Annotated in this window: 11 protein-coding genes and 1 other RNA gene; 9 read left to right on the top strand and 3 right to left on the bottom strand. The window is 70.4% G+C overall.

Going from position 1 to position 12,097, the window contains the following annotated elements; translation table 11 throughout:
• The first annotated feature begins 18 nt into the window (after nucleotides 1–18).
• From AB0M67_RS31665 to AB0M67_RS31655, 3 genes are all read left to right on the top strand, one after another.
• Nucleotides 19–1,251 carry a protein kinase gene (locus tag AB0M67_RS31665; protein WP_365750976.1) on the top strand — a complete coding sequence of 411 codons (1,233 nt, stop codon included), beginning with the start codon at nucleotides 19–21 and terminating at the stop codon, nucleotides 1,249–1,251.
• A gap of 216 nt (nucleotides 1,252–1,467) precedes the next feature.
• Entirely contained in the window at nucleotides 1,468–2,574 is a 1,107-nt protein-coding gene (gene prfB, locus AB0M67_RS31660) for a peptide chain release factor 2 (RefSeq protein WP_030355145.1), read from the top strand.
• Between the two features lie 270 nt (nucleotides 2,575–2,844).
• Nucleotides 2,845–3,669: a hypothetical protein gene (locus AB0M67_RS31655; protein WP_365750975.1), complete on the top strand. Its 825-nt coding sequence runs from the start codon at nucleotides 2,845–2,847 to the stop codon at nucleotides 3,667–3,669.
• An 88-nt stretch (nucleotides 3,670–3,757) separates the two neighbouring features.
• Here AB0M67_RS31655 and AB0M67_RS31650 read toward each other — a convergent pair whose 3' ends face one another.
• Nucleotides 3,758–3,952, bottom strand: coding sequence for a hypothetical protein (locus tag AB0M67_RS31650; protein WP_365750974.1), 195 nt, complete (start codon nucleotides 3,950–3,952; stop codon nucleotides 3,758–3,760).
• Nucleotides 3,953–4,235: 283 nt separating this feature from the next.
• Here AB0M67_RS31650 and ftsE point away from each other — a divergent pair, with 283 nt between their 5' ends.
• The 5 genes from ftsE (at nucleotide 4,236) to ssrA (ending at nucleotide 8,214) form a co-directional block, all read left to right on the top strand.
• Entirely contained in the window at nucleotides 4,236–4,925 is a 690-nt protein-coding gene (gene ftsE, locus AB0M67_RS31645) for a cell division ATP-binding protein FtsE (RefSeq protein ID WP_030355142.1), read from the top strand.
• 43 nt (nucleotides 4,926–4,968) lie between these two features.
• A complete protein-coding gene (gene ftsX / locus AB0M67_RS31640; RefSeq protein ID WP_351397525.1) occupies nucleotides 4,969–5,886 on the top strand; it encodes a permease-like cell division protein FtsX in 918 nt (305 codons plus the stop codon).
• A gap of 67 nt (nucleotides 5,887–5,953) precedes the next feature.
• A complete protein-coding gene (locus tag AB0M67_RS31635; protein ID WP_365750973.1) occupies nucleotides 5,954–7,141 on the top strand; it encodes a S41 family peptidase in 1,188 nt (395 codons plus the stop codon).
• A gap of 34 nt (nucleotides 7,142–7,175) precedes the next feature.
• On the top strand, nucleotides 7,176–7,655 hold the full coding sequence (gene smpB / locus AB0M67_RS31630; RefSeq protein ID WP_365750972.1) for an SsrA-binding protein SmpB: 480 nt from the start codon (nucleotides 7,176–7,178) through the stop codon (nucleotides 7,653–7,655).
• Between the two features lie 172 nt (nucleotides 7,656–7,827).
• Nucleotides 7,828–8,214: a transfer-messenger RNA gene (ssrA, locus tag AB0M67_RS31625) on the top strand.
• A 62-nt stretch (nucleotides 8,215–8,276) separates the two neighbouring features.
• Here ssrA and AB0M67_RS31620 read toward each other — a convergent pair.
• On the bottom strand, nucleotides 8,277–9,671 hold the full coding sequence (locus AB0M67_RS31620; protein ID WP_365750971.1) for an MFS transporter: 1,395 nt from the start codon (nucleotides 9,669–9,671) through the stop codon (nucleotides 8,277–8,279).
• An 82-nt stretch (nucleotides 9,672–9,753) separates the two neighbouring features.
• Here AB0M67_RS31620 and AB0M67_RS31615 point away from each other — a divergent pair, with 82 nt between their 5' ends.
• Nucleotides 9,754–10,710: a LysR family transcriptional regulator gene (locus AB0M67_RS31615; protein ID WP_365750970.1), complete on the top strand. Its 957-nt coding sequence runs from the start codon at nucleotides 9,754–9,756 to the stop codon at nucleotides 10,708–10,710.
• A gap of 15 nt (nucleotides 10,711–10,725) precedes the next feature.
• Here AB0M67_RS31615 and AB0M67_RS31610 read toward each other — a convergent pair whose 3' ends face one another.
• A complete protein-coding gene (locus AB0M67_RS31610; RefSeq protein ID WP_365750969.1) occupies nucleotides 10,726–11,781 on the bottom strand; it encodes a LacI family DNA-binding transcriptional regulator in 1,056 nt (351 codons plus the stop codon).
• Nucleotides 11,782–12,097: the final 316 nt, after the last annotated feature.

Genomic DNA, 12,097 nt, shown 5'->3' with positions numbered 1-12,097 from the left:
GCCGCTGAGGGAGCAGTCTTGGCACGGAATATCGGCAGCCGGTACACCGCCCACCAGATCCTGGGACGGGGCAGCGCCGGCACGGTGTGGCTCGGGGAAGGGCCCGAGGGCCCCGTCGCCATCAAGCTGTTGCGCGAGGACCTCGCGTCCGACCAGGAGCTGGTCGGACGCTTCGTCCAGGAGCGCACCGCCCTGCTCGGACTCGATCACCCCCGGGTGGTCGCCGTCCGTGACCTCGTCGTGGACGGCAACGACCTCGCGCTCGTCATGGAGCTGGTCCGCGGTACGGATCTCCGCACCCGCCTCGACCGCGAGCGCCGGCTCGCCCCCGAGGCCGCGGTCGCGATCATCGCCGATGTCGCCGACGGGCTCGCCGCCGCGCACGCCGCCGGGGTCGTCCACCGCGACGTCAAGCCCGAGAACATCCTGCTCGACATGGAGGGCCCGCTCGGCCCCGGCGGCGCGCACCCCGCGCTGCTCACCGACTTCGGTGTGGCCAAGCTCATCGACACCCCGCGGCGCACCAAGGCGTCCAAGATCATCGGGACCCCCGACTATCTCGCCCCCGAGATCGTGGAGGGCCTGCCACCGCGCGCGGCCGTCGACATCTACGCGCTGGCCACCGTCCTGTACGAGCTGCTCGCCGGCTTCACCCCGTTCGGCGGCGGCCACCCCGGGGCGGTCCTGCGCCGGCATGTCACCGAGACCGTCGTACCGCTGCCCGGTATCCCCGAGGAACTGTGGCAGCTGCTCGTCCAGTGCCTGGCGAAGGCCCCGGCCTCCCGGCTGCGCGCCTCGGAGCTGGCGGCGCGGCTGCGGGAGCAGCTGCCGACGCTCGCGGGCATCCCGCCGCTGGACGTGGACGAGCCGGAGACGGAGCCCGCCGAGCGGCCCTACGAGGAGCCGGGACCGTCGGCGCCGGAGGAGCCGCGGCGGCGGGGCGCGGTTCCGCTTGTCCCCGGCGCGGTGCCCGACTCCAACCGGGACACGCATACGAGCATGCGGGTGCCGGGACCGGACGAGCTGGCGGGCGGCGCGCGGGGTACGGCGCGGGCGCCGCGGTCCCCCGGGCAGCGGCGGCCGGGGTCGGCGCGGCACAAGGCGGAGGCGGTGCGGAAGCGCCGGATCAGGCTGGGGGCGCTGGGGGTGCTGCTGGTGGCCGCGGTGGGTGTGGGCGGCTGGCTCGCGATGAGCGAGGACGACGCGTCGGCGCCGGGGGAGTCCGGACAGACATCGTCGCCGTCCCCCTGACACCGCCCCGCGGGATGCCGGCCGGGCCGGGGTGCCGATTCGTTCCGGGTGCCGTCTCTCCGGCGGCGAGTGAGCCGAAGGGCGCGCCGCTGTCGAAAGGGAGAGCGCGCGCGGGCCCCGAGGAACGAGGGGGCGAGCACGGTCGACCGTCGACAGTGGCATAAAGCGCCTCGGAGGCGAACCGAGCCCCCAAAAGATAGGGGTTAGGCTGGTGCCGTGGCAGTCGTCGATGTATCCGAAGAGCTGAAGTCCCTCTCCTCGACCATGGGGTCGATCGAGGCCGTCCTGGACCTCGACAAACTGAGGGCAGACATCGCCGTGCTTGAGGAGCAGGCCGCGGCCCCGTCCCTCTGGGACGATCCCGAGGCGGCGCAGAAGATCACCAGCAAGCTTTCGCACCTGCAGGCCGAGGTCCGCAAGACCGAGGCGCTGCGCGGGCGCATCGACGACCTGGAAGTGCTCTTCGAGCTGGCCGAGGCCGAGGACGACGCGGACACCCGCGCCGAGGCCGAGTCCGAGCTGTTGTCGGTCAAGAAGGCGCTGGACGAGATGGAGGTCCGTACCCTCCTCTCCGGCGAGTACGACGAGCGCGAGGCGCTCGTCAATATCCGTGCCGAGGCCGGTGGCGTGGACGCCGCCGACTTCGCCGAGCAGCTCCAGCGGATGTATCTGCGCTGGGCCGAGCGGCATGGCTATCCGACCGAGGTCTACGAGACGTCGTACGCGGAGGAGGCCGGCATCAAGTCGACCATCTTCGTCGTCAAGGCGCCCTACGCGTACGGCACGCTCTCCGTGGAGCAGGGCACCCACCGCCTTGTCCGGATCTCGCCCTTCGACAATCAGGGCCGCCGTCAGACCTCGTTCGCGGGTGTCGAGGTGCTTCCGGTCGTCGAGTCCAGCGACCATGTGGAGATCGACGAGTCCGAGCTGCGCGTGGATGTCTACCGTGCTTCCGGCCCCGGCGGACAGGGCGTCAACACCACCGACTCCGCGGTCCGTATCACGCATATCCCGACCGGCATCGTGGTCTCCTGCCAGAACGAGCGCTCCCAGATCCAGAACAAGGCGAGCGCCATGAACGTCCTCCAGGCGAAGCTGCTCGAACGCCGCCGTCAGGAGGAGCAGGCCAGGATGGACGCGCTCAAGGGCGATGGCGGCAACTCCTGGGGCAATCAGATGCGTTCCTACGTTCTGCACCCTTACCAGATGGTCAAGGACCTGCGGACGGAGTTCGAGGTCGGTAATCCGCAGGGTGTGCTCGACGGCGAGATCGACGGATTCCTGGAAGCCGGAATTCGCTGGCGCAAGCAACAGGACAAGTAAATTCGCGCTTTGTCGACAAGGGAACTGCCGTTCGTAGGGCGGCAGTTCCCTTTTACGTCACAGTTGCATCCCCGCACGCCGGACAACTGACGCGATATCGGTCATCGCACGCGCAACGACCTTGACGCGTATATGAAAACCGGCGACGCTGGCGCGTGGCATGCGTAATTCTGGGGCGCGTGAGACCGGGGGCGGAGTACGCGAACCCCCAGCGGCCGCTGCCCCGGACGCTGCACCACTGACGAATGAGCTACTGGGGGTAGCAGGCAGATGACCAAGAAGACGCGGATCCGCGTGGCACGTGTGGCGGCCGGCGCGGTGATCGCCGCGGGTGCCTCACTGACCATCGCGGGCGCCGCTCAGGCCGTCGGTATTGGCGTGTCCACTCCGATCGCCGATGTCGGCCTGGGTATTGGCAACGACACCACGAGTGGCACCACGGACGGTGGCACCACCGACGGCGGCGCGACGGTCGGCACGACCGTGGGCGGGACGACCGATGGTGGCACCACGGACGGTGGGACGACCGACGGTGGGACCACCGATGGTGGGACGACCGACGGTGGTACGACGGACGGCGGCACCACCGACGGTGGCACCACGGACGGTGGGACGACCGACGGTGGTACGACGGACGGCGGCACCACCGACGGTGGGACCACGGACGGCGGCACCACCGACGGTGGCACCACCGATGGTGGGACGACCGACGGTGGTACGACGGACGGCGGCACCACGGACGGCGGGACCACCGATGGTGGGACCACGGACGGTGGCACGACCGACGGTGGCACCACCGATGGCGGGACCACGGACGGCGGGACCACCGACGGTGGCGCCACGGACGGTGGCTCCACCACCGGCGGCGGCACGGACGGCGGCTCCACCGGTGGCGCGACCACGGGTGGCGACAACACCGACACCGACAGTGTCGGCTCGCAGCCGGTCGAGCAGGGTGCGGCCAAGGAGGAGCTGGCCGAGACCGGCGCCGCCGAGACCACGTTCCTGCTGATCGGCGCCGCGACCATGATCGCCGGCGGTATCGGCTTCCGGATGCTGCCGCGTCTGGTCGGCGGTGGCCGTACGGCCGTCTGAACACGGCACTACAGCGGATAAATGAGGGGCTCGGGCGCCTGTCAGGCGCCCGAGCCCCTCATTCGTGAGCCCGAGGGGGTCCGGGGGGTCACGCGGGCTGATATGCCGCCATCAGCGCCACCGCGGCCACGAGCACCACCAGCAGTGTGAGCAGCGCCACCGGGCTGAGACCGCCCAGGGGGCCCCGCTGCTGGAGCCGCTCCCTGTTGGCGCGGCACACGCGGCAGCGGCCCTCGCTGACGGGTCCCGCGCAGTTGGCGCACACCAGTCTGTCGTAGGTCATGCGCATTCCTCCTCACCGCGCGGCGGAGCCGCAGCCAGTGTCTCTCCGCCCAACGCTCCGGGAAACACGACCGTTCCCCCCTCCACTCTGCCAGTTCCCGGCCGTTTCGGCGCGGTCGGCCGGATTCCGGGTGGACCTCACCGCTGGCGGTCCGGCCCCATCCGTGATAAATCGCCCCAAGCCCGCCCTCGGGCAGTGTTCCAACAACGGACGCGGACTGCGCGCGGCGGCACGGTTCGCGTAAGGTCTCGCTCACCTACTCCCGGCCGACCGTGGTGCACCCGTGATCCGATTCGACAACGTCTCCAAGACCTATCCGAAACAGAACAGCCCCGCTCTGCGTGATGTCTCCCTTGAGATCGAGAAGGGGGAGTTCGTCTTCCTCGTCGGCTCGTCCGGTTCCGGAAAGTCGACCTTCCTGAGACTGCTCCTGCGTGAGGAGCGCGCCAGCCACGGCATGGTGCACGTCCTCGGCAAGGACCTCGCGCGCCTGTCCAACTGGAAGGTGCCGCAGATGCGCCGCCAGCTGGGCACCGTCTTCCAGGACTTCCGGCTGCTGCCGAACAAGACCGTGGCGCAGAACGTCGCGTTCGCGCAGGAGGTCATCGGCAAGTCCCGCGGCGAGACCCGCAAGTCCGTACCGCAGGTCCTCGATCTCGTCGGCCTCGGCGGCAAGGAGGACCGGATGCCCGGTGAGCTCTCCGGTGGTGAGCAGCAGCGCGTCGCGATCGCGCGGGCCTTCGTCAACCGTCCCATGCTGCTCATCGCGGACGAACCGACCGGCAACCTCGACCCGCAGACCTCCGTCGGCATCATGAAGCTGCTGGACCGCATCAACCGCACCGGTACCACCGTCGTGATGGCGACCCACGACCAGAACATCGTCGACCAGATGCGCAAGCGCGTGATCGAGCTGGAGAAGGGCCGTCTCGTGCGTGACCAGGCACGCGGCGTCTACGGCTACCAGCACTGAGCACCGAGCACGAGCATTGAGTACCGAAAGCTGAAAGGACGCCATGCGCGCCCAGTTCGTCCTGTCGGAGATCGGCGTCGGTCTTCGCCGGAATCTCACGATGACCTTCGCGGTCATCGTCTCCGTAGCCCTCTCGCTCGCCCTGTTCGGCGGCGCGCTGCTCATGCGCGAGCAGGTCAGCGTGATGAAGGACTACTGGTACGACAAGGTCAATGTCTCCATCTTCCTCTGCAACAAGAACGACGCGGCGACCGCGCCCCAGTGCGCGAAGGGCTCGGTCACCAGCCAGCAGAGGCAGCAGATCGAGGCCGATCTGAAGAAGATGGACCTCGTCGAGACGGTCCACCACGAGACGGCCGACGAGGCGTACAAGCACTACAAGGAGCGGTACGGCGACACCCCGCTCGCCGCGACGATCACTCCGGACCAGATGCCGGAGTCCTTCCGCGTGAAGCTGGAGGACCCCGAGAAGTACAAGGTGGTCGCGACGGCCTTCGCGGGCCGGGACGGCGTCGAGTCCGTCCAGGACCAGCGGAACATCCTTCAGAACCTCTTCGACCTGATGAACGGCATGAATATCGCGGCGCTCTGTGTGATGGCGCTGATGCTGGTCATCGCGTTGATGCTGATCGTGAACACCGTTCGCGTATCAGCGTTCAGCCGGCGCCGCGAGACCGGGATCATGCGACTCGTCGGCGCCTCCAGTTTCTATATCCAGATGCCGTTCATCATGGAGGCCGCGTTCGCCGGACTGATCGGCGGTGTGGTCGCCTGCGCCATGCTGCTGGCGGGCCGCTACTTCCTGATCGACAACGGTCTCGCGCTCGCCGACAAGATGGAGCTCGTCAACTTCATCGGCTGGGACGCGGTGCTCGCCAAGCTTCCGCTGGTGCTCGCGATCGGTCTGCTGATGCCCGCCGTGGCCGCCTTCGTCGCGCTGCGCAAGTACCTCCGGGTGTGACAAGCACCCCTGACGCGGAGTCGACAAGCACCGTTCTGCCGTTCGGTGTTGTCCTAGACTCAACCTCATGTCGGGTTCCGAGTTGCACCAGTTGCACCGAACGTCCCGCGGTGTCCGCCGCGGGACGGCCCTGACATTGCTCTTTGTGAGCGTGCTCGCCACCGGCGCGGCGACGGGCGCCCTGCCGTACGGCGAGGAGGACCCGCCCCGCGTGCACACCCGACCCGTGGCGTCGACGGCCGACCGCGACGAGGTCGCCAGGGCCGCCGCCGAGGCCATGGCCAACGGGAAGTCCGGCACGGAAGCGGCCGAGGAGGTCGTCAGCCGCAGTGGCGACCGCTGGGGCTCGGTGTACGACAAGAGCGAGTACGAGGAGTTCCAGCGGGCCCTGGACGGTTCGTACACCGGCGTCGGGCTCTGGGCGAGACGTACCGCCGGCGGTCTGGTCGAGGTCACCCGGGTCCACCCCGGCGGCCCCGCGCAGCGGGCCGGTATCGGGCCCGGCGACATCATCAGGGACATCGACGGCCGCGATATCGGACAGCGGCCCGTCACGGACGTCATGGCGCTGCTGCGCGGCGGGAGGAAGAGCGACGGCGCGTCCGTCGTCGGTACCACGGTCGTGCTCGGTCTTGAGCGGGACGGCCGCCGCTGGACGGAGAGCCTGCGCCGCGCCCGGCTCACCACCGAATCCGTCACGGTCGACACGATCGAGGACGGTGTGCTGCGGATCAAGGTCGACGCGTTCACCAAGGGGACGGGCGGGCGGGTACGGGACGCGGTCCGGGCCGCGCCGAAGGGCGCCGGTGTCCTCCTCGATCTGCGGGGCAACGCGGGCGGTCTGGTCGCCGAGGCCGTCACCGCCGCCTCCGCCTTCCTCGACGGCGGTCTGGTCGCGACGTACGACATACGGGGCGAGCAGCGCGCGCTGTACGCGGATCCCGGCGGCGACACCGGCCGCCCCGTGGTGGTGCTGGTGGACGGCGGCACGATGAGCGCCGCCGAGCTGCTCACCGGCGCCCTCCAGGACCGCGGCCGGTCGGTCACCGTCGGCTCGCGCACCTTCGGCAAGGGCTCGGTCCAGATGCCGAGCGCGCTTCCCGACGGCTCCGTCGCCGAGCTGACCGTCGGTACGTACCGCACACCGGCCGGCCATGGGGTGGACGGCCGGGGCGTCACCCCGGACCTCCAGGTGAGCGAGGACGCCCAGGAGCGGGCGAGGTCGGTACTGAGCGGCCTCGGGAGCGCGGAGTAAAGAAGTTGCGCCGGGGTGAGAAAATGGCGGGACTATGGCTAAGGAAACTGGGCGCAAACTGATCGCGCAGAACAAGAAGGCGCGGCACGACTACCTCATTATCGACACATATGAGTGCGGTCTCGTGCTGACGGGTACCGAGGTGAAGTCCCTGCGCCAGGGACGGGCCTCCCTGGTGGACGGATTTGTCCAGATCGACGGACACGAGGCATGGCTGCACAACGTCCATGTGCCCGAGTACACCCAGGGGACCTGGACCAACCACGCGGCCCGGCGCAAGCGGAAGCTGCTGATGCACCGGGTCGAGATCGACAAGCTGGAGTCGAAGTCGCAGGAGACGGGTCACACGATCGTGCCCCTCGCGCTGTACTTCAAGGACGGCCGGGCGAAGGTCGAGATCGCGCTGGCGAAGGGCAAGAAGGAGTACGACAAGCGGCAGACGCTCCGCGAGAAGCAGGACCGGCGCGAGACCGACCGGGCGATCTCGGCGGCGAAGCGGCGTCAGCGGGCCTGACCCGGTCCAACGGGTCCACGGGGTCCAGCGGGTCCCGCCGGTGGTCCTGATCGGGGCCGCTCCGGCCGGCCGGGCGGAATGGGCTGGCACCGTTGCGCGTTGGTCACGTAAGATGGGTCCCGCACCTCACAGCGGGTGCGCGCTCGAAAATGAGCACTTGAAAAAACAACATGGGGATGATCGGTTTCGACAGCGGATGTCGAAGCAGGTGAAGCGAGCCGAGGAAGCGGCAATGATCTCGTTAACCATATGTCGCAAACAATAATCGCCACTTCTAAGCGCGATTCCTCCGCCTTCGCCCTCGCTGCCTAATTAGCAGCTAGCGAAGACTCTGCGGAGTGTCAGCCCGGGGCTGTTCCCGACCCGGATCCTGGCATCAACTAGGGAACTAAACCTCTGAGCCCGGTCACGGGGAGCAGAGGGAAACCAAACAGTGACTGAGCCCGTCGGAGACTTGTCCGTGTGATCTCCGGGGCCGAGAAAAGCGAAACGGACTGCGCTCGGAGAAGCCCTGGTTCCGCACCGTTGGACGCGGGTTCGATTCCCGCCATCTCCACAATTCCCATGTGCACAATCGAATATCGTCTCCATGAATACCGCGGGCGAAGGCCCCGCTGCCCCTCAGGCAGCGGGGCCTTCGTCATGTCCGAAGCGGCGCGCCCCGGCCGACGCGATGAGGAGGGCGAGGAGCGCGGCGCCGAGCGGGAGGGCGTAGCCGCGGGCCGGGTCGGTGTGCTCCACGGTCCAGCCGCCGGCCGCCGCACCGGCGGCTATGCCGGCCAGCAGCGCGGTGACGGCCAGCGTCATCCCCTCGTTGAGCCGGCCCGCCGGGGTGAGGCGCTGGACGAGCGTCATGCCCGTCACCATCGTCGGGGCGGTCGCCGCGCCCGCGATCAGCAGCCCGCAGGCGAGCAGCGGCAGCGACCCCGACGCCCCCGCGGTGGCCGCGAGCAGGGGCAGGGCCAGCAGCGTCGACATCGCGGCGACGCACAGCACCAGCCGCCGCCCGAGCCGCCGGGCCGGGCGCAGCGTGCCGAGCAGCAGACCCGCGGCGCACGACCCGGCGGCCTGGAGCGCGAGCACCGCGCCCGCCCACGTCTGGTGGCCGCGGTCGTCCGCGAAGGCCAGTGTGACGACCTCCGTCGCGCCGAACACGGCGCCCGTGGCGAGGAAGACGGCGAGCAGGGCGGCCAGCGCGGGCGAGTGGAGCGGGGCGCGCGCCGCGTCCGTACGGCCGGTGGCGGGCGGCTCGGTGGAGCGCTGCGCCGCGAAGATCAGTACGCCGGTCAGCAGCAGAATCGCTCCGGTCAGCGTGCCCGCCTCCGGGAAGAGCGCGGTGCACAGGAAGGCGGCGAGCACCGGGCCCAGCATGAAGCAGAGTTCGTCGGCCGCCTGCTCGAAGGAGTTGGCGGTATGCAGGGCCGCGGCGTTCTCCGGGGTCGCCTCGCGGTGCAGATGGGCCCAGCGGGCGCGGGACATCCCGCCGGTGTTGGGGGTGGTGGCGGTCGCGGCGTAGGCGGCGAAGAGCGTCCAGTCCGGCGCGTCGTACCGTACGCACAGGAGCAGCGCGAGCGAGCCGAGCGTGGCGATCACGGTGGCGGGGACGGCGATTCGGGCCTGTCCGTAGCGGTCGACGAGCCGGGCGGTACGGGGCGCCACCAGGGCGGTGGCCGCGAGGCCGGTGGCGGTGACGGCGCCGGCCAGCGCGTACGAGCCACGCGTTCCGGCGATCATGATCACGGCGCTGACGCTGAACATGCCCATCGGGAGCCGGGCGAGCAGATTCCCGGCGGTGAAGGCGCGGGTTCCGGGGATCGCGAAGAGCCGGGCGTACGGGTTGCGGCGGCGGCCCGCCGTCCTGGGCGGGCGCGGTGGTTTCGACGGCTCGGGTCGTTCCGGCTGCTCCGGTGTGCTCGACGGCTCGGGGGCGAAGCGGGCGTCGTACCGCCGTGCCAGGACCAGGCTGTCGCCCGTGACGGCGAGCAGGGGAGTGTCGGGTGCGGGGGAATGAGGCATGCCCTCACCCTCGGGGCACCGGCCGGTCCCGGTCCAACACCTGCTCAGTGGCCATTCACGCAGGTGTGTTGTTGAATGCGGCATGCCCCGAGACATCGACCCCCGGCTGCTCCGCGGCTTCGTCGTCGCCGCCGAGGAACTGCACTTCACCCGGGCCGCCGCCCGGCTGTATGTCGCCCAGCAGGCGCTCAGCCGCGATATCCGGCGGCTGGAGCGCGAGTTGGGGGCCGAGCTGTTCTTGAGGACCACCCGCCAGGTGACGCTGACGGCCGAGGGCGAGCGGCTGCTGCCGTACGCCCGGGGCGTGCTGGCGGCCCAGGACGCGCTGCTGACCGCCCGCGCCGCCGGGGAACGGCCGCTGCTCGTGGATCTCAACAGCGAGGGCATGGTCTCGGGGCGCGTACTGGCGAGGGCGCGTGAACTCGCGCCGCGCCATGAGCTGATGGCCCGCTTCGAGAGCGGGCTGACCCGCGCCGCCACCGAGATCCTGGCCGGCCGGCTCGACGCCTCCTTCGGATACGTCGACGGCCTGGCGCCCGCCCTCCGCGCCGGCCTCGCCCATCAGCTCGTACGGTACGAGCCAATGGCCGTCCTGCTGCCGTGCGACCATCCGCTGGCCGACCGCGCCGAGGTGCCGCTCGACGCGCTCGCGGGCGAGAGCGTGTACGCGGGTGCGGGCAACCCCGGGACCCTGGAGTGGACGGATCTGGCGCGGCGGCTCTTCGCGGGCCGCTCCATCGCGCTCGCCCCGCCCGCGCCGATGGCGGTGGGGGCCGAGGAGTTCCGGCGGGTGATGGAGAAGCACCGTACGCCCGTACTCGCCGTGGTGGACTTCCCGGAGATGCCGGGGGCGGTGCTGCGCCGGCTCGTCGACCCCGTACCTCTGTCACCACTGTCGCTGGTGTGGCGCAAGGGGCTGCGGCACCCGGGAGTTGACGCCCTGCGCGCCGCCGCGGACGCTCTCGCCGCACATGAGGGGTGGCTGGAACGTGTCCCCGGCGGCTGGCTCCCCGCCACCGCCACCCCCCGCGACGCCTGATCACCCGTCCGGGGATCAGGGGGCGACGGGGAGAGCGGAGCTCTCGCGGACGATTAACTCCGGTGCCAGCAGGACGTGTTCCGGGGTTCCCCGCGGGTCCCCGATTCTGGCCAGGATCATGCGGGTGCAGGCGCGGCCGACCTCTTCCAGGGGCTGCCTGAGGCTGCTCAGGCTGGGGGAGAGCAGGGCGGCGGCGGAGGAGTCGTCGAAGCCGACGACCGCGACATCGCGGCCGGGCAGCCGGCCGCTCTCGCGCAGCGCGCGGTAGCAGCCGAGGGCGAGGGTGTCGCTGGCCGCGACGACCGCCGTCGTGCCCGCGGGGAAGAGACGGGCGACCGCGTCGCGCGCGGCGTCGACGTCTTCGATCGCGTTGACCCGCAGATCCCGGACGGACAGGCCGTGCCGGCGCATCGCCTCCCGCCAGCCCCGGGCCCGGTCGTCGCCGACGCCCGAGCCGCGCGGCCAGCCGAGGAAGGCGATCCTGCGGTGGCCGAGCGCGACGAGATGATCGACGGCCGCCGCCGTGCCGTGGGCGCCGTCGACGTCCACCCAGTCGCCGACCGAACGGGCCGACCAGGGGCGGCCGAAGGCCACGAAGGGGATGTCGCGCTTGCGCAGCCAGCCGGGGCGCGGGTCACCGCGGTAGGTGTTGCTCAGGACGAACGCGTCGACCGACTGTTCGCGCAACAGCTCGGCGTAGCAGTCGGGTTCCTCCGCCGGGTCCAGGGGCGCGGCGAAGAGCAGGACGCGGTAACCGGCCTGGTTGGCGGAGTCCGAGAAGGCGTGCAGGAAGTGTTCCATCACCGGCCCGGAGACCCCGTCGGGCGACGCCTGGACGCCGTACCCGATCAGCCGGCTGGAGCGGGTACGCAGCGAGCGCGCCGCCTGGTGCGGGCGGTAGTCCAGCTCCGCTATCGCGCGCTGGACCCGTTCCAGGGTCCCCGGGGCCAGCAGATCGGGGGAGTTGAGCGCGTTGGACACCGTCTGGGGTGACACACCTGCCCGCTGGGCGACCAGTGCCAGGGTGGCCGGCTTGTCCTTGCGCCCGCCCGACGTGGTCGTACGTGCCATCAGTCGCCTCCGTCTCCGGGTGCCGTCCACTCGACAAGCGGTGGTACCACGCCAGTTCGGGTTGGCATGCGGGAACAGTCGGTGTTCGATCTTGTCGCGTACAGAATCCCATACGGACGCGCGGGCCACGCAGTCCTTTATACGAGGAGGCTCTCCGCCCGCCGACGTCTTCGCTGTCCTCGCTGTCTTCGCCGTCTTCGCTGTCCAGAACGCTCACAGCCGAACCCGCGCGCGGGTGAGAGCAAGGTTGCGCACCGGTCACCTCGTGGAACGGGGGCGAAACGCGGCGTCCCTACGGTCGGGATCACCATTCGAT

It is taken from the genome of Streptomyces sp. NPDC051662, from assembly GCF_040681655.1.
Classification (GTDB): domain Bacteria; phylum Actinomycetota; class Actinomycetes; order Streptomycetales; family Streptomycetaceae; genus Streptomyces.
This window is presented reverse-complemented; position numbering and strand designations above follow the sequence as displayed.

Bases quoted from the DNA above. Each gene is read 5' to 3' on its own strand.
- AB0M67_RS31655 (WP_365750975.1), top strand. From the start codon at position 2,845: ATGACCAAGAAGACGCGGATCCGCGTGGCACGTGTGGCGGCCGGCGCG.
- AB0M67_RS31650 (WP_365750974.1), bottom strand. From the start codon at position 3,952: ATGACCTACGACAGACTGGTGTGCGCCAACTGCGCGGGACCCGTCAGC.
- ftsX (WP_351397525.1), top strand. From the start codon at position 4,969: ATGCGCGCCCAGTTCGTCCTGTCGGAGATCGGCGTCGGTCTTCGCCGG.
- AB0M67_RS31635 (WP_365750973.1), top strand. From the start codon at position 5,954: ATGTCGGGTTCCGAGTTGCACCAGTTGCACCGAACGTCCCGCGGTGTC.
- smpB (WP_365750972.1), top strand. From the start codon at position 7,176: ATGGCTAAGGAAACTGGGCGCAAACTGATCGCGCAGAACAAGAAGGCG.
- AB0M67_RS31620 (WP_365750971.1), bottom strand. From the start codon at position 9,671: ATGCCTCATTCCCCCGCACCCGACACTCCCCTGCTCGCCGTCACGGGC.
- AB0M67_RS31615 (WP_365750970.1), top strand. From the start codon at position 9,754: ATGCCCCGAGACATCGACCCCCGGCTGCTCCGCGGCTTCGTCGTCGCC.
- AB0M67_RS31610 (WP_365750969.1), bottom strand. From the start codon at position 11,781: ATGGCACGTACGACCACGTCGGGCGGGCGCAAGGACAAGCCGGCCACC.